This is a genomic window from Yimella radicis, from assembly GCF_054778255.1.
Genome location: NZ_BAAGZR010000009.1, coordinates 140,926 through 156,713, shown reverse-complemented (window position 1 = coordinate 156,713; position 15,788 = coordinate 140,926). Strand labels below are relative to the sequence as shown.

Annotated in this window: 15 protein-coding genes; 6 read left to right on the top strand and 9 right to left on the bottom strand. The window is 68.4% G+C overall.

Annotated features, from left to right (window positions below; genetic code table 11):
- Positions 1 to 30: 30 nt before the first annotated feature.
- From ACYU8W_RS07860 to ACYU8W_RS07830, 7 genes are all read right to left on the bottom strand, one after another.
- Positions 31 to 864: an aldo/keto reductase gene (locus ACYU8W_RS07860; protein ID WP_499468057.1), complete on the bottom strand. Its 834-nt coding sequence runs from the start codon at positions 862 to 864 to the stop codon at positions 31 to 33.
- A 104-nt stretch (positions 865 to 968) separates the two neighbouring features.
- Positions 969 to 1,736: a glycerophosphodiester phosphodiesterase family protein gene (locus ACYU8W_RS07855; protein WP_499468055.1), complete on the bottom strand. Its 768-nt coding sequence runs from the start codon at positions 1,734 to 1,736 to the stop codon at positions 969 to 971.
- 11 nt (positions 1,737 to 1,747) lie between these two features.
- A complete protein-coding gene (locus tag ACYU8W_RS07850; protein ID WP_499468054.1) occupies positions 1,748 to 3,274 on the bottom strand; it encodes a UDP-N-acetylglucosamine 1-carboxyvinyltransferase in 1,527 nt (508 codons plus the stop codon).
- A gap of 135 nt (positions 3,275 to 3,409) precedes the next feature.
- Positions 3,410 to 5,515 (bottom strand): 3-hydroxyacyl-CoA dehydrogenase NAD-binding domain-containing protein, encoded by a 2,106-nt coding sequence (locus ACYU8W_RS07845; RefSeq protein WP_499468052.1) that lies wholly within the window; start codon positions 5,513 to 5,515, stop codon positions 3,410 to 3,412.
- Complete coding sequence (locus tag ACYU8W_RS07840; RefSeq protein ID WP_129623968.1) at positions 5,515 to 6,777, bottom strand: thiolase family protein; 1,263 nt, start codon at positions 6,775 to 6,777, stop codon at positions 5,515 to 5,517. Before ACYU8W_RS07840 ends, ACYU8W_RS07845 begins: the two co-directional genes overlap by 1 nt.
- 50 nt (positions 6,778 to 6,827) lie before the next feature.
- The gene (locus ACYU8W_RS07835; RefSeq protein ID WP_499468050.1) at positions 6,828 to 8,081 is read right to left on the bottom strand and encodes a ribonuclease D; all 1,254 of its coding nucleotides are present in this window, start codon (positions 8,079 to 8,081) and stop codon (positions 6,828 to 6,830) included.
- Positions 8,078 to 8,659: a DUF3000 domain-containing protein gene (locus ACYU8W_RS07830; RefSeq protein WP_141928155.1), complete on the bottom strand. Its 582-nt coding sequence runs from the start codon at positions 8,657 to 8,659 to the stop codon at positions 8,078 to 8,080. Before ACYU8W_RS07830 ends, ACYU8W_RS07835 begins: the two co-directional genes overlap by 4 nt.
- Before the next feature lie 81 nt (positions 8,660 to 8,740).
- On the opposite strand from ACYU8W_RS07830, the gene ACYU8W_RS07825 reads away from it, so the two are divergent.
- Positions 8,741 to 9,583, top strand: a complete 843-nt coding sequence (locus ACYU8W_RS07825) for a DMT family transporter (RefSeq protein WP_499468048.1) — start codon at positions 8,741 to 8,743, stop codon at positions 9,581 to 9,583.
- A 31-nt stretch (positions 9,584 to 9,614) separates the two neighbouring features.
- Entirely contained in the window at positions 9,615 to 10,661 is a 1,047-nt protein-coding gene (hemE, locus tag ACYU8W_RS07820; RefSeq protein WP_499468046.1) for a uroporphyrinogen decarboxylase, read from the top strand.
- Between the two features lie 30 nt (positions 10,662 to 10,691).
- Here the strand turns inward: hemE and ACYU8W_RS07815 are convergent, their stop codons facing one another.
- The gene (locus ACYU8W_RS07815) at positions 10,692 to 11,069 is read right to left on the bottom strand and encodes a hypothetical protein (protein ID WP_499468044.1); all 378 of its coding nucleotides are present in this window, start codon (positions 11,067 to 11,069) and stop codon (positions 10,692 to 10,694) included.
- Positions 11,070 to 11,135: 66 nt separating this feature from the next.
- Between ACYU8W_RS07815 and ACYU8W_RS07810 the strand changes: the two genes are divergently transcribed.
- Positions 11,136 to 11,426 (top strand): hypothetical protein, encoded by a 291-nt coding sequence (locus ACYU8W_RS07810; protein ID WP_499468042.1) that lies wholly within the window; start codon positions 11,136 to 11,138, stop codon positions 11,424 to 11,426.
- Between the two features lie 36 nt (positions 11,427 to 11,462).
- Here ACYU8W_RS07810 and yczE read toward each other — a convergent pair whose 3' ends face one another.
- The gene (gene yczE, locus ACYU8W_RS07805; RefSeq protein WP_499468040.1) at positions 11,463 to 12,170 is read right to left on the bottom strand and encodes a membrane protein YczE; all 708 of its coding nucleotides are present in this window, start codon (positions 12,168 to 12,170) and stop codon (positions 11,463 to 11,465) included.
- A gap of 67 nt (positions 12,171 to 12,237) precedes the next feature.
- Between yczE and yczR the strand changes: the two genes are divergently transcribed.
- From yczR to hemQ, 3 genes are read left to right on the top strand one after another with little or no spacing between them, the layout of a single operon-like run.
- A complete protein-coding gene (gene yczR / locus ACYU8W_RS07800) occupies positions 12,238 to 13,614 on the top strand; it encodes a MocR-like transcription factor YczR (protein WP_499468558.1) in 1,377 nt (458 codons plus the stop codon).
- Positions 13,615 to 13,663: 49 nt separating this feature from the next.
- The gene (gene hemG, locus ACYU8W_RS07795; RefSeq protein WP_499468038.1) at positions 13,664 to 15,070 is read left to right on the top strand and encodes a protoporphyrinogen oxidase; all 1,407 of its coding nucleotides are present in this window, start codon (positions 13,664 to 13,666) and stop codon (positions 15,068 to 15,070) included.
- Positions 15,067 to 15,786 carry a hydrogen peroxide-dependent heme synthase gene (hemQ, locus tag ACYU8W_RS07790; RefSeq protein WP_499468036.1) on the top strand — a complete coding sequence of 240 codons (720 nt, stop codon included), beginning with the start codon at positions 15,067 to 15,069 and terminating at the stop codon, positions 15,784 to 15,786. The genes hemG and hemQ overlap by 4 nt, the downstream gene beginning before the upstream one ends.
- Positions 15,787 to 15,788 lie beyond the last annotated feature (2 nt).

The following is a 15,788-nucleotide window of genomic DNA, read 5'->3' as shown; positions in this document are numbered from 1 at the left end:
ATCCAGCGCTCCTCGGCTGCCACCCTCGGGTCACAGCATTTCTAGTGGCCGCGGTCCGCTCGGCGGCGGAAACGCACGGTCCAGAGCGTCCAAGTCTTCGCGGGTCAGCTCCACCTCCAGTGCTGTGGCGTTGTCGCGCACGTGTTGCGGGCTGCTCGCCTTGGGGATCGTGCAGAGCGAGTCGCGGCGCAGCACCCAGGCGAGGGCCGCCGCCGCGGGGCTGACGCTGTGGCCGGCCGCGACGTCGTTCAACCTCGCGTCGTGAAGGATCCGGCCCTGCTCGATCGGCGAGTACGCCATGACCGGCAGCTGGTGGTCGGTGCACCACGGCAATAGGTCGTACTCCGGTCCTCGCCGCGACAGGTTGTACAGCACCTGATCCGTGGCCAGCCCGCCGCTGCCCGGCACGTCCCGCAGGTCGGCGAGGGCCAGGTGGTCGAAGTTGCTGACGCCCCAGTATCGGATTTTCCCGTCCGCGACGAGCTGTTGGAAGGCCGCGACGGTGTCCTGCAGCGGGTACCTGCCTTGCCAGTGCAGCAGGTAGAGGTCGATCCGATCGGTGCCCAGGCGTTTCAGGCTGCGTTCGCAGGCCGCGATCGTGCCGGAACGGGAGGCCTGGGACGGCCGGACCTTGCTGACCACGAACGCCTCGTCGCGGCGACCCGCCAATGCTTCACCGACCACCTCCTCCGCGCCGCCGTCGGCGTACATCTCGGCGGTGTCGACCAGTGTCATGCCCAGCTCGAGGCCGGCGTGCAGCGCGGCGACCTCGTCGCCGCGTCGGCCGGGGTCCTCACCCCAGCCCCAGGTGCCCTGGCCCAGCACAGGGATGGACTCCCCGCTCGGTAGCGTTATCCGTCGCATCCGCGATCACTTCCTGGTTGTCCTGAGGTGGGAGGTGCGCTGAGATCCTAGAACGGCCGGTGCGTCCCCGGCCGGTACTCAGCGTCGACAAACGACCTGGCCGCTCAGGCCCACTGGCCGCGTTCCTGCAGAACGGTTTTCAGCAGGTCGGCACGGTCGGAGATCAGGCCGTCGACGCCGAGGTCGAGCAACTCGTGCATCTCCTCGGGGTCGTTGATCGTCCAGACATGCACCTGTACCCCGGTGCTGTGCGCCCGCTGCACCAGCGCTCTGGTCACCACGGTCACCCGGCCATAGTGATGGGGGATCTGCAGAGCGTCGACCGGGCCGAGTGCTCGGCGCGCCAGCGGTGAGAACCGGGCCTTTGCGGCCAGCACAGCGGTGCGAGTCCGACTCTTGCCGGCCGAGGTCGCCACCGGTCTCGACAGTCGCTTGAGCACCTCGTGACGCGTGTGGTCGTCGAACGACGCGACAAGGACGCGGTCGTGCGCCGCGTGCTTCTCGATCGTGTCGGCAAGGGTCTCAGCGGCGCTGATGTGCTTGCAGTCAATGTTCAGACGGAGGGCGGGCCAGGCATCCAGCACGTCGTCGAGGCGGGGCACGGGATGATCGCCGATACGGGCGAGCTCGACCGTGCTCCAAGGTAGTTCGCGGATCAGCCCCTGCGCATCGGTAACCCGGTCGAGGGTGTCGTCGTGGAAGGCGACCAGCATGCCGTCAGACGTGACGTGCACATCGGTCTCGACATAGGCGAACCCCAGATCGACCGCCTGCTCGAAGGCAGCGAGGGTGTTCTCGTGGCCGTCGACCGAGAAGCCGCGATGCGCCATCGCGATCGGGGCCGGGTGATCGAAATACGCCGTACGAGCCATGGGCGCGCTGCTCAGTCGCGGAAGGACTCGATCTTCGCGCCGAGGTCGTTGAGGCGCTCGGCGAGCTCCTCGTAGCCACGGTTGATGACATAGGTGTTGCGCAGCACCGAGGTGCCCGGTGCGGCGAGCATGCCCAGCAGAATGACGACTCCCGGACGCAGCGCCGGCGGGCACATGACCTCGGCCGCGCGCCAACGGGTCGGGCCCTCGATGAGCACGCGGTGCGGGTCCATCAGCTTGACCTTCGCGCCGAGCGCGTTGAGGTCGATCAGGTAGATCGCCCGGTTGTCGTACACCCAGTCGTGGATCGTGGTGCTGCCGGTCGCAGTCGCCGCGATGACGGCGAAGAACGGCAGGTTGTCGATATTGAGGCCGGGGAACGGCATCGGGTGGATTTTGTCCTTCGGCGCCACCAGATCGCTCGGGATCGTGGTGATGTCGACCAAACGGGTCTCACCGTTCTTCGACAGGTACTCCTGGCTCATCTCGTACTGGAAGCCCATGACCTCCAGCTGAGCCAGTTCCATCTCCATGAACTCGATCGGCACGCGCTTGACGGTGATCTGCGACTTGGTGACAATCGCGGCTGCGATGAGCGACATCGCCTCGATCGGGTCCTCGGACGGGTGGTACTCGACGTCCTTGTTGATCTCCTTGACGCCGGTGACGGTCAAGGTTGTCGTGCCGACGCCCTGGACCTCGACACCGAGTTCGCGCAGGAAGAAACAGAGGTCCTGAACCATGTAGTTCGGGCTGGCGTTGCGAATGATGGTGGTGCCCTCGTGGCGGGCGGCCGCGAACAGTGCGTTCTCGGTGACGGTGTCGCCGCGCTCGGTGAGCACGATGGCACGCTTGGGGCGCACCTCGCGGTCGACGGTCGCGTGGTAGTAACCGTGCGTCGCGACGACGTCGAGACCGAAATGGCGCAGCGCGTGCAGGTGCGGCTCCACGGTGCGCTCACCGAGGTCGCAGCCGCCGGCGTTCGGCAGCTTGAACTTCTCGTACTCGTGCAGCAGCGGGCCGAGGAACATCAGGATCGTGCGGGTGCGGCGGGCAGCTGCCTCGTCCATCGAATCGAGGTCGATGGTGTCGCCCGGGACGATCTCCAGGTCGGAGCTGTTCGGCAGCCAGCGGGTTTTCACGCCGACCGAGTCGAGCACCTCGGTGATGCGGTTGACCTCTTCGATGCGCGCAAGGTTGCGCAGCGTCGTCTTCCCCTTGTTCAGCAGGGCCGCACACAGACACGCGACTGCGGCGTTCTTGCTGGTGCGTACGTCGATCTCACCCGAGAGCTGACGCCCGCCTTCGATGCGAAGGTTCAGGGGAGTGTTCGATGCCACGGTTACCACCTCGGTGTCGAGAGCCTGTCCGATCCGCGCGAGCGTCTCCAGACTCAAGTTCTGTTTGCCTTGTTCGATGCGCGCGACGGCGCTCTGACTGGTGTTCAAGGATGCTGCAAGTTCGTGCTGGGTCAGTTGTTTGTGGCGCCGCGCGTCGCGAATGATGCGGCCGACGCGTACCAGATAGTCCTCAGTCACCCCGCGAGCCTATCTCACATATGAGATATCGACGGGATGCAGAGCAGTTTGTTCAGCGTAACGCTGATCACCCCTTCGACACGAAAGGCGCGACCCGTCACGGGGACAGGTCGCGCCTTCGCGCTCGAGATGTGATCAGGACGTGGGCACGCTGGCAACGCCCGGAGCCAGGAACCGCGAACCCGTGACCTTCTCGGAGGTGCCGGTGCGGTCCAACAGCGGTGAGATGCCGCCGTTCCAGAACGGGAAACCCGCACCGGTGATCATGGCGAGGTCGATGTCCTGCACCTCGGCAACGACGCCTTCGTCCAGCATTCGGCGGATCTCGTCGGCCATCGAGGCCAGCGCGCTCTCGCGCACCTGCTCGGCGGTGAGCTCCTTCGGGTCGGACGGAGCATCGAACAGCTCCATGACCTTCGGGTCGATCTTCCCGTCGGCGCCGTAGAACGAGGGGATCTTCGCCTCCACGACCTTCGCCAGGTTCTTGCTCGCCCGGAAGCGGTCCGGGAAGGCCTTGGCGAGGGTCTCGCTGTTGTGCAGCGCGATCGGGGGACCGACCAACGAGATCAGCATGAACGGCGGCATCGGGGTGAGGCCGGCGAACGCCTTCTCGACGGTCTCGATCGGCGTGCCCTCATCGACCATGCGACCCGCGTCGCCCATGAAACGCCCGAGCAGACGGTTGACGACGAACGACGGCGAGTTCTTCACCAGGATGCAGGTCTTCTTCAGGCCCTTTCCTGCAGCGAACGCCGTTGCGAGAGTAGCGTCGTCGGTCTTCTCGCCGCGGATGATCTCCAGCAGCGGCATGACGGCCACCGGGTTGAAGAAGTGGAAGCCCACGACCCGCTCCGGGTGCTTGAGGTCTTCGGCCATCTCGGTGATCGACAGCGACGAGGTATTGGTGGCCAGCACGCACTCCGGCGTGACGATCTCCTCGACCTCGGCCCAGACCTTCTTCTTGACCGACATCTGTTCGAACACCGCCTCGATGACGAAGTCGGCGTCGACGAATCCGTCCTTGGAGGTGGAACCGGTGACGAGCGCCTTGAAGCGGTTCACGCCGTCGGGGGAGATGCGTCCCTTCGCAGCGAGCTTGTCGATCTCTGCGTGGACGTACTCCACACCCTTGTCGACCCGCTCCTGGTCGAGGTCGGTCATCACGACCGGCACCTTCAGCTGACGGATGAACAGCATCGCCATCTGACTGGCCATGAGTCCTGCACCGACGATGCCCACCTTGGAGACCTTGCGGGCGAGCGACTTGTCCGGCGCACCGGCAGGACGCTTGGCGCGGCGCTGCACCAGGTCGAACGCGTACAGGCCGGCACGCAGTTCGTCGCTCATGATGAGGTCGGCCAAAGCCTGGTTCTCAGCCTCGAAAGCCTCCTCGCGCGACGCCGTTCGAGCGGCAGCGACGAGGTCGAGCGCGCGGTACGCCGAGATGGCAGCGCGACCGGTGCGCTGGTCCGCCGTCTTGCGCATCTTCGAAACGGCTGCGTCCCAAGCGGTTTCGTCGGTGTCGACCGACCCGCGCTCGACCTTCTCCTCGCCCGAGATGACACGTTCGGCGAACGCCAGCGAGTCCTCCAGGAAGGTGACCGGCTCGAGCAGGCGGTCCGCGCAACCCAGGGCGAAGGCGTCCTTGCCCTTGATCATGCGGTTCTGGTTGAGCGGGTTCTCGACGATCAGCTTGAGCGCGTTCTCGACACCGATGAGGTTCGGCAGCAGGTAGGTGCCACCCCAACCGGGCACGAGACCGAGGAAGACCTCGGGCGTGGCGTACGCGGGCACGTCCGAGGAGATCGTGCGGTAGTCGGCGTACAACGCGATCTCGACGCCGCCACCCATGGAGGCGCCGTTGATGAACGCGAAGGTCGGCACCGACAGGTCGCTGATCTTGCTGAACGTCTCGTGACCCTGACGGGCGATCTCCAGCGCCTGGTCGCGGGAGGTGATCGTGCCGACACCCTTGAGGTCGGCGCCGACGGCGAAGATGAACGGCTTGCCGGTGATGCCGAGGCCGACGATCTCCTTTGCGTCCGCGCGGCGGGCGGCCTCGTCCAGCGCGTCCGAGAGCTCGGTGAGACCGGCCGGGCCGAAGCTGTTCGGCTTGGTGTGGTCGAACCCGTTGTCGAGCGTCAGGAGCACGAAAGTGCCTGCACCACCGGGCAACTCGACGTCCTGGCTACGGACGTGGGTGACGACCTCGTCCGCGTGCTGGTTCTGGTTCTCGGCCATCAGGCAACACCCTCTTCGGAGTTGTTCGAGTGGAGCTTGGAGACCTCGCTGTCGACCGAGCTGGCGTACTCGGCGTGGTGCGGGTTCTCCCAGATGACCGCCCCACCCATGCCGATTCCGATGCACATCGCGGTGAGGCCGTAACGCACCTCGGGGTGCTCCTCGAAGTGACGCGACAGTTGCGTCATCAGCCGGACGCCGGACGAGGCCAGCGGGTGACCGGTCGCGATCGCACCGCCCCACGGGTTGACACGCTTGTCGTCGTCGGCGATGCCGAAGTGTTCGAGGAAGGCGAGCACCTGCACGGCGAACGCCTCGTTGAGCTCGAACAGGCCGATGTCGTCGATGCTCAGACCGGCGTGGTCGAGTGCTTTCTCGGTGGCCGGCACCGGACCGATACCCATGACCTCCGGTTCCACACCCACGAACGAATAGGTGACCAGGCGCATGCCGACCGGCAGGCCGAGCTCGGTGGCTGCACGCTCGGAGGCGAGCAGGCAGGCGGTCGCACCGTCGTTCAGGCCGGCCGCGTTGCCGGCGGTGACGTTTCCGTGCGGACGGAACGGGGTCTTCAGCGACGTGAGGTCCTCGAGCTTGACGTCCTTGCGCGGCGGCTCGTCGACGGTGGCCAGGCCCCATCCCTTGTCGGCGTGGCGCGTCGCGACGGGCACCAGGTCGGGCTGGATCTTGCCGTCCTCGTACGCCTGCTGCAGCTTGTTCTGGCTGGCGACCGCGAAGTTGTCGCAGCGCTCCTTGGTGATGCTGGGGTAGCGGTCGTGCAGGTTCTCGGCGGTCTCGCCCATGACGAGTGCAGAGGTGTCGACCAGCTTCTCGGCGACGATGCGCGGGTTGGGGTCGACGCCCTCACCCATCGGGTGGCGGCCCATGTGCTCGACGCCGCCGGCGATGGCGATGTCGTAGGCGCCGAAGGCGATGCTGGACGCGGTGTTGGTGACGGCCGTCATCGCACCGGCGCACATGCGGTCAACGGAGTAGCCGGGAGTGGTCTTGGGTAGGCCGGCCAGCAAGGCGGCCAGGCGGCCGAGGGTCAGGCCCTGGTCACCGATCTGCGTCGTGGCCGCGATCGCGACCTCCTCGACGCGCTCGGGCGGCAGATTGGGCTGACGGCGCAGCAGGTCGCGGATGCATTTGATGACGAGGTCGTCAGCGCGGGTCTGGGCGTAGATGCCCTTCTCGCCGGCCTTGCCGAACGGCGTACGAACGCCGTCGACGAAGACGACCTCGGAAAGCGTGCGGGGCACAGTGCCTCCCGGGATGAGTCGATAGGTCAGGACGACTCTAACCCGATTTGTTACTGGCTGGTAGGCAGGTCGGCGGAAACCGCGTCGACGATCATCGGGGTGACGACCTCGATCTGCCAGGGCCGCGCTCCGAGCTGGGTCAACTCGGCCGAGATCGTCTGTGCATCAAGGCGATTCGCGGGATCCCAGAGCACTCGGCGCAGGTGGTCGGGGGTGAGGATGTTCTCGACCGGCAGATTGTGCTCCTCGGCGAAGACCGCGAGATCGTCACGCACCTTGGTCAGGCGGGCTGCTGCGACGGGGTCGCGGTCGGCCCAGACCCGCGGCGGCGGAGGTGCGTCGCTGCGGACGGTCGCCGGCGGCAGGTCGGCGTCCGCCATCGAACCGACTCGGCGGACCGCCTCCAACCAATCGCGTTGGTGACGGGCTACGCCGGTGTGCGGGCGTCCACGCCGACTGGTGGCGCTCGGCAGTGCAAGCAACTCGGCCGGAGTCTTGGGGGCTGTGTTGGCGATCTCGACCAGGAGTGCGTCGGGCAGGACGCGTCCGGGCGACGTGTCGCGGCGCTGGGCGATCGTGTCGCGGGTGAGCCACAGCTCGCGCACCCGGGCGATCGCGCGACGGTTCTTGATCTTGTGCATGCCGGAGGTCCGTCGCCAAGGATCCTGACGCGCCGGGGGACCGGTGAAGGAGGTCAGCGCGTGAAACTCCTGCTCAGCCCACTCCCACTTGCCCTGCTCCTGCAGGTCGGCGGCCAGGGCGTCACGCACCTGCACCAGCACTTCGACGTCGAGTGCCGCGTACGACAGCCACGGCTGCGGCAACGGCCGCTCGGACCAGTCGACGGCCGAGTGCTCCTTCGCGAGTGTCATGCCGAGGTAGTGCTCGATCACCGCGGCAAGACCGACCCGCGGGATGCCGGCTAGCCGCGAGCCGAGTTCGGTGTCGAACAGGCGGCTCGGCTTCAGGCCGACCTCGGCCAGGCACGGCAGGTCCTGCGTCGCAGCGTGCAGGACCCACTCGACGTCGGCGATCGCGTCCTGCACCGGGCTGAGATCGGGGCAGGCGATCGGGTCGATCAGGTGAGTGCCGGATCCTTCCCGGCGGATCTGGACGAGATAGGCACGGTTTCCGTAGCGGAACCCGGACGCCCGCTCGGCGTCGATCGCGACCGGACCTTCACCGCCGGCGAGCGCCTTCGCAGTCTGCGTCAGCGCGCGTTCGGTGTCGACGACCGCCGGGACCCCGTCAGCGGGGGCGGCCAGCAGTGGGTAGGTGGCGGGTTCGGCGACGTCGTCGGTCATCGACGCTGCCCCGGCAGCGCCACGACGCCCTCGGGCAGCGGGGGCAGGCCGGCGATCGTGCACAACATCGCACCCCAGGCCTGCAGGTGAGACGTGAGGTCCTCGGTGGTGGGGGTCCACGAGGCGCGGATCTCCATCTCGACCGTGGTGCCGTTGTCGGCGAGGCCACCGAAGCCCTGTGACAGGACGCGGGTGACGGTGCCGGCCTCGGCGGTGAACTCGGCGCCGGCCTCGGCCAGGGAGTCGATCAGCCAGGTCCAGCCGACCTCTCCGAGCATCGGGTCGGACGCCAGTTCCGGTTCCAGTTCGGCGCGCGCGAAGGTGACGATGCGCCAGGCGCCTGCCCAGGGCTCGGGGCAACTGGGGTCGTGCAGCACGACGAAGCGTCCCGAGGCGAGTTCGTCGTCGTCGGGGGAGTTCGCCACCTCGGCGGTCATGGCGACGGAGTACGGCGCGATGCGCCCGGGCGCCGGAACCTCGGTCAGGCTGACCTCGGGCCGAAGGCGCACGGTCTCGAGCTCGCGGACGACGCGAGAGAAGTGCGACCCGATGTCGCTGCTGGCATTCTTCGAACCCACGTCGTCGAGGGTATGTCGAACATGCCTACGAATCGCGGAACGGCACGCCGTGAGCCCGGACGGGTGCAGCAGGATGGGCGGATGGTCGCTCTCCTGGCTCTCGGTTCCAGTCTGGTCTGGGGCACCTCGGACTTCGCGGGCGGTCTGTTCGCCAAGCGCATCGCCGCCGTCCGGGTCGTCGCCGTGGCGCAGATCGGCGGCCTGCTCACGATGTGTGTCGTGCTCGGCGTCCGGGTCGCGCAGGGCGCCGCGATCGCGGACGGGCCCTGGCACCTCTACGGGGCGTTGGCCGGCCTGACCGGCGCGGTCGGCCTGGTCTGCTTCTACGCCGCGCTGTCGATGGGCACCATGGGCGTCGTCTCGCCGATCGCCTCGATGGGTGCGGTCGTGCCGGTCGCGGCGGGCCTGGCCACCGGTGACCGGATCGGCGTGGCGGTCGGAATCGGGTTGGCACTCATGCTGTTCGGCGTGGTGCTCGCATCCGGTCCTGAGCTCGGTGGCGGCGCCGGACGGACGCCGGTGCTGCTCGCGTTCGTGGCGGCCGTCGCGTTCGGGTTGTCGCTGTTCTGCATGGATCGCGCCGCCGAGGTCGACGTCGTCCCCGCACTGTGGGCGATGCGGATCGCGAGCGTGTCGGCTCTGCTGCTCGCCTGGCGCTTTTGGCCGGGTGGCCCGGTGGGCGCACGGGTGCCTCGCCGTGATGTGCCGATGATCATGCTCGTCGGAGTCGGCGATCTGGCAGCCAACGCACTGTTCAGCTTCGCCGCTGCGCAGGGAATGGTGAGCGTGGTCAGTGTTCTCGGATCGCTTTACCCGGTCGTCACGCTCATCTGGGCACGGGTGCTGCTGGACGAGCGATTACGTCCGGTCCAGGTCGCGGGGGTGGCAGCAACGCTCGGCGGCATCGCGTTGGTCGTGGGCTGAGCACCACTGCGGTCGTGGGAGGATCGGCGGCGTGATCGTTGCATCGTCTGACCCGCGCGACAGCGCCCTCGTCCGTGCCGCTCGCGGCCAGTCCGTCGACCACACCCCGGTGTGGTTCATGCGCCAGGCCGGGCGCTCGCTGCCTGAGTACCGAAAGGTGCGCGAGGGCGTCCCGATGCTCCAGTCGTGCCGCACACCCGAACTGGTCACCGAGATCACGCTCCAGCCGGTGCGTCGGCACAAGGTGGACGCGGCGATCTTCTTCAGCGACATCGTCGTGCCGCTCGCCGCAGCCGGGATCGACCTCGACATCGTTCCGGGTACCGGCCCCGTCGTTGCGTCGCCGGTGCGTTCGCGAGCCGATGTCGACGCACTGCCGGAACTCGACCCCTCGCAGATCGACGACATCGCGACGTCTGTCGGCATGCTGACCGCCGAACTCGGCGGCACTCCGCTGATCGGCTTCGCCGGTGCGCCGTTCACGCTCGCCAGCTACCTGGTCGAGGGCGGTCCGTCCAAGAACCACGAACACACCAAGGCGATGATGTACGGCGACCCGGACGCGTGGAATGCGTTGTGCGCCAAGCTCGCCCGCATCTCCTCCACCTTCCTGAAGGTGCAGGTGCAAGCCGGTGCCTCCGCGATCCAGTTGTTCGACTCGTGGGTCGGTGCACTCAGCCGCGTCGACTACCTGACGTACGTGCAGCCGCATTCGGCGGCCGTGCTGTCGGCGTTGGGTGAGCTCGACGTCCCCCGTATCCACTTTGGAGTGGGTACCGGAGAACTGCTGCCGGCGATGGGCGCAGCAGGCGCCGATGTCGTGGGCGTCGACTTCCGTCTGCCGCTCGACGAGGCGGCCCGGCGGATCGGCCCCGACTACTCGGTGCAGGGCAACCTCGACCCGGCGCTGCTGTTCGCGCCGTGGGAACCCTTGCGCGACAAGGTGATCGAGATCCTCGACGCCGGCTTGGCCGCGCGTGGCCACATCTTCAACCTCGGCCACGGCGTGCTCCCGACGACGGACCCCGACATGCTCACCCGGGTGGTCGAGTTGGTGCACGAGCACTCCGCACGCTGAGTCAACGCAGCGGCGGGTGAGCCGCGCTCGTCAGGCGCGCCGGCTGGTGAGTTCGACGTGGTCGTCGTCGACGACGTCGCAGGTGATGGTGGTGTCGACCACCTTGAAGCTGCTGCCCTGGGCGCAGGTGTTGTCGGCGCCGCCGGCTTGGATGAGTGCCTCGCCGCCCTTCTTCGCGCGAACGAGCCGGATGCGGTCGTTCTTGCCGAAGACCTTCCCCGATCCGTCGTCGGCCGCGTACGGCCGCGGGAACTTGTAGAAGTCGTTTCCGGTGATCTCGATCTTGCAGGTGTTGTCGGTCTCGCAACTCGCGCTCCACTGGTCGCAAGCGCTGAGTGACACGCTGAGCACTCCCGCCGAGACGAGCGCGAGGGTGGTGCGCAGGCTTCGGTCGACGATCGGTTGCATGCCCCAAGACAACCAGAACGAGGTTGTCGATGGCGCAGGCCGCACAGGACGGTCGCCGCCGAACTCGTGAACGCGTCCACCGAGACGGCGGGGCGCATCGAACGGCAGTTGCTGAGCGCTCGCGGCTTCGACACATGGGGTTCGCAGCGGCTCAAGGGCACGAAGAAGGCGGTGCTGCTGAAGTTCGAGCCTGGCGCTCTCAAGCAGGCGCGTCGGCGTACCGTTCGCAATGAGTCCGGAGTGTTCGTCGACGCGAAGACCAGAGGCGTCTGGGACTACGAGATGACCGACGAGGGCGTCTACGCCTGGACCAGCCGCACCGGGCAGACCTACGTCACGTATCCACCGGGCGATTGACGGCAGGCTTGGTCCGCCGACGACCGCCGGTGATCCTCAGTCGCCGCGCTCGGCCAACTCGATCTCGGTCGGTGTGTGTCGCTCGGGCAGGTCGACGATGCAGGCCGGCAGGAACAACTGCACGAGCGGGCCGATCAGCAGCGCGTAGGCGAGCGTGCCCACGCCGACGATGCCGCCGAGCAGCCAGCCGATGCCGAGCACGCTGAGCTCGATGCCGGTGCGCACCACCCGCAGGCTGATGCCGGTGCGACGGTGCAGACCGGTCATCAGTCCGTCGCGCGGCCCGGGGCCGAGTTGGCTGCCGATGTAGAGCGCGCCGCCGAGAGCGTTCATCACCAGGGCCGCCGCGAACAGCGGCACCTGCACGGCGAGGCCGTGCGCGGTGGGCAGCAGCCGCAGCGAGATATCCGTGGCAACACCGATCCAGAGGGCGTTGGCGACGGTGCCGAAGCCGGGCCACTGACGAAGTGGCGCCCAGAGCAGCAGCACCGGAATGCTCACCACGATCACCGCGACACCGAGCGACCAGTCGGTGTGCAACGAGACGCCGTAGTGGAAGACGTCCCACGGGTCGAGGCCCACGCCGGCGCGCACCATCATGGCCATCGCGAGGCCGTACATCGACAGGCCCACGAAGAGCTGGGCCAGGCGGCGGGTCAGCCGTCCGGCACGCAGTTGCGCCAAGGGGGAGAGGTTCGCCAACTGGCGGGGTGCGGGTCGGTCCGCAGCAGCGGTCGTGCTCATGTCGACAAGCATGACCGAAAGTGGCCTTGTTCTACATAGCCACTTGTGTGACAGTGGCTTTGTGAGCATGCGCATCTCGGCGAGCCGGCTCGGCTCCATTCTCGGCGATGATCGCAGCGACGGCCCGGCGTACCTGTGGATCGCCGACGGCATCCGCGCTGCCGTCGCCGACGGACGTGTCATGCACGGCACCCGACTGCCCGGCGAGCGCGACCTCGCACCGGCGCTCCAAGTCTCGCGCACCACGATCACCAAGGCCTACGCCGTGCTCGCCGAACGCGGATACACCCGCGCTCGCCAGGGTTCCGGCACGACCATCGTGCTGCCCGGTGGCCGGCCCGACGAGGGTGACGCCGAACCGCTCGACGACCGTCCGGCCGACCCGCGGTTGCTCAACCTGGTGCAGGCCGCGCCCCCGGCCACCCCGGGTCTGCAGGCGGCCTTCGAGAAGGGTCTGGACCAACTGCCGCGCTTCACCGCCGGCCGCGGCTACTACTCGCTCGGCATCCCCGACCTGCGCGAGGCGATCGCGCAGCGTTACACCGACCGCGGGGTGCCCACCGGCGCCGACCAGGTCGTCGTGACGGCGGGCGCGAGTTCCGCGGTCGGCATCGCCCTCACCGCGCTCACCGACCCGCGCTCGGCGGTGCTGCTCGAGAGCCCCGGATACCCCAACACCGTCCAGGCCATGCGAGGTGTCGGGCGGCGCCCGGTCGGTGTGCCGGTGGCCGACCCGGCGGCCATGGACGATGCCTTGGCGCGGGTGAACGCGTGCCTGGTCGTGCTCGACTTCCAGAACCCGACGGGCCTGCTGGCCGACGAGGAGCGCCGAGCCGAGCTTGCCTGCATTTGGAAACGTCATGGCACAACCGCGATCGTCGACGAGACGCTGGTCGAGACCTGGTTGGACGACGAACCGCAGGTGCGCCCGATGGCGGCGCACCACCCGGGTGTCATCACCATCGGATCGGCCAGCAAGACGCACTGGGGCGGGCTGAGACTCGGCTGGATCCGGGCGCCGCGTCAGCTCGTGGGTGCGTTGTCGGCCGCCCGGCGCAGCTTCGACCTGGGGTCGCCGGTGCTCGAACAACTTGCCCTCGACGAGCTGCTGCGCACCCGGCCCGGGCTGCACCCCGACATGCGCGTGATGCTGCGGGGGAGCCGGGATCGGTTGTGGCAGTTCGGAATCGAGTGCGGCTGGCGGGCCGTTGCGCCGTCCGGCGGACTCAGCATCTGGTGGCGTCTGCCGCGCCCACGCGGCAATGCGCTCGCCGCTGCCGCCGAACGCGAGGGCCTGCTGATGCTGCCCGGTTCGGCTTTCGCGGTCGACGGTCGCGGGCTCGATTCCTTCCTGCGCACGCCGTTCACGCTGCGTCCCGATGAGATCGACAAGGTGCTGCCGGCCCTGCGTACGGCGGCCGAGAACAGCGGGTGCGTCGAGTAGCTACTACCCCGTGTCGGAGTCGTTCGCCGGACGTGGGAAACTGAGTCACGTGGTCGATGTAGCCGTCGTCGGAGGCGGAATCGCGGGCCTGAGTGCCGCGTGGGAGCTTGTCGGCTCCGGAGCCTGCGTCTCAGTGTTCGAGTCCACCGACCGGGTCGGCGGCAAACTGCGCACCGAGAACGTCGCGGGCACGCCCGTCGACGTCGGCGCCGAGTCGATGCTCGGTCGTCGCCCGGAGGTGCAGCAACTCCTGGCCGAACTCGATCTCACGCCCAGCCCGCCCGCCCAGGTCGGTGCGTCGATCTGGAGCCGCGGCGCGCTGCGTGCGATGCCGAAGGGCACGCTGATGGGTGTGCCCTCCGATGCGAGCACGCTCGCCGGCCTCCTCGGCGACGCCGAGGTCGCCCGCGCGGCCGACGAACAGACCGTCCGGCTCGACACCGGTGGCGACATCTCGGTCGGCGATGCCGTCGAGCAGGCCTTCGGACCGGCCGTGGTCGACCGACTCGTCGAGCCGTTGCTCGGTGGCGTCTACGCCGGCGACGCCCGCTATCTGTCGCTGCGGGCGTGTGTTCCTGCCCTGTACGACGCTGTGCAGCACGGCAACTCGCTGGGGGGCACGGCCGCTGCGGTCTCCCGCCAACCCGCCGTCGCCGCAGCCGACCAGCCGCCGGTCTTCGTCGGACTGCGCGGTGGAATCGGCTCGCTCCCGACCCGGCTCAGCGAGGCGCTGCGCGCGGCGGGGGCGCAGGTGCGGGTCGGCACGTTGGTCACCGGCATCGACCGCGACGAGCAGGCCGGACGCTGGCGGCTCGTGCTCGGCGACGGCACCACCTTCGACGCCGACGCGATCGTGCTCGCCACCCCCGCACCCTCGTCCGCGAAGCTGCTGGCGACCCTCGCACCCGGGGCGTGCGACGAACTGCGCGCCATCGAGTACGCGTCGATGGCCGTGGTCACGTACGCCTTCCCCGCGTCGGCGCGCGAGTTGCTGGGGGAGCAGTCGGGCTTCCTCGTGCCGCCGGTCGACGGGCGCCGCATCAAGGCCTCGACGTTCAGCTCGGTGAAGTGGCCCTGGCTGGCGCAGGAACGCCCCGACCTGGTCTTCGTTCGGGTCTCCGCGGGCCGTTTCCGCGAGACCGAGGCACTGCGTCGCCCCGACGCGCTGCTCGCCGCCGACGGCCTCGCCGAACTGCGGACGGCGCTCGGTCCCTTGCCGACTCCGGTGGCCGCGCACGTGCGGCGCTGGGGCGGCGGCCTGCCGCAGTACGCCACCGGGCACATCGACCTCGTCGCCCGCTTGCGACGCGAACTCGCAAGTCTTCCAGCGGTTTCCGTGGCCGGGGCAGCCTACGACGGTGTGGGCATCCCGGCCTGCATCGGTTCGGGTCGCACCGCTGCCCGTACTGTGCTGGATCAGTTGAACCCATCCGAACCCAACGAAGGACGCTCATGACCGACCAGCAACACGACGTGCACCGCCAGCCCACCGAGGCCGAGGCGGAAGCGATCAACGCCAGCATCCGCTACGCGATGTACTCGGTGTTCAAGGCGGAGCGCCCGAAGCCGGAGGGCAAGAAGGCCGTCAAGGAGGCCGAGAAGTTCTTCGCCGGCCTGGAGAGGTCGGGTGTCACCGTCCGCGGCATGTACGACGTGGGCGGCCTGCGCGCCGACGCCGACCTGCTGGTCTGGTGGCACGCCGAAACCGTCGAGCAACTCCAGGACGCCTACCGGGGCTTCCTAGCCACCGAGTTCGGTCGCAGTTTCGACGGCGTATGGTCGAACGTCGGGCTGCACCGTGCCGCGGAGTTCAACCGCGGCCACGTGCCGGCCTTCCTGTCCGGCGAGGCTGCGCGCAAGTACATCTGCGTCTACCCCTTCGTGCGCTCCTACGACTGGTACGTGCTGCCCGAGGACGAGCGGCGCCGCATGCTGCGCGAACACGGTGAGGCCGCCCGCGACTTCGGCGACGTGCGCGCCAACACCATCTCGGCGTTCGCCCTCGGCGACTACGAGTGGCTGCTGGCGTTCGAAGCCGACGAACTGCACCGCATCGTCGACCTCATGCGCGAACTGCGCGCGGTCGACGCGCGTCGCCACGTGCGCGAGGAAGTGCCGTTCTTCACCGGTCCGCAGACCACGATCACCAACTTCGCGCAGCGACTGCGCTGACG

Bases quoted from the DNA above. Each gene is read 5' to 3' on its own strand.
- ACYU8W_RS07860 (WP_499468057.1), bottom strand. From the start codon at position 864: ATGCGACGGATAACGCTACCGAGCGGGGAGTCCATCCCTGTGCTGGGC.
- ACYU8W_RS07855 (WP_499468055.1), bottom strand. From the start codon at position 1,736: ATGGCTCGTACGGCGTATTTCGATCACCCGGCCCCGATCGCGATGGCG.
- ACYU8W_RS07845 (WP_499468052.1), bottom strand. From the start codon at position 5,515: ATGGCCGAGAACCAGAACCAGCACGCGGACGAGGTCGTCACCCACGTC.
- ACYU8W_RS07835 (WP_499468050.1), bottom strand. From the start codon at position 8,081: ATGACCGACGACGTCGCCGAACCCGCCACCTACCCACTGCTGGCCGCC.
- ACYU8W_RS07825 (WP_499468048.1), top strand. From the start codon at position 8,741: ATGGTCGCTCTCCTGGCTCTCGGTTCCAGTCTGGTCTGGGGCACCTCG.
- ACYU8W_RS07815 (WP_499468044.1), bottom strand. From the start codon at position 11,069: ATGCAACCGATCGTCGACCGAAGCCTGCGCACCACCCTCGCGCTCGTC.
- yczE (WP_499468040.1), bottom strand. From the start codon at position 12,170: ATGAGCACGACCGCTGCTGCGGACCGACCCGCACCCCGCCAGTTGGCG.
- yczR (WP_499468558.1), top strand. From the start codon at position 12,238: ATGCGCATCTCGGCGAGCCGGCTCGGCTCCATTCTCGGCGATGATCGC.
- hemQ (WP_499468036.1), top strand. From the start codon at position 15,067: ATGACCGACCAGCAACACGACGTGCACCGCCAGCCCACCGAGGCCGAG.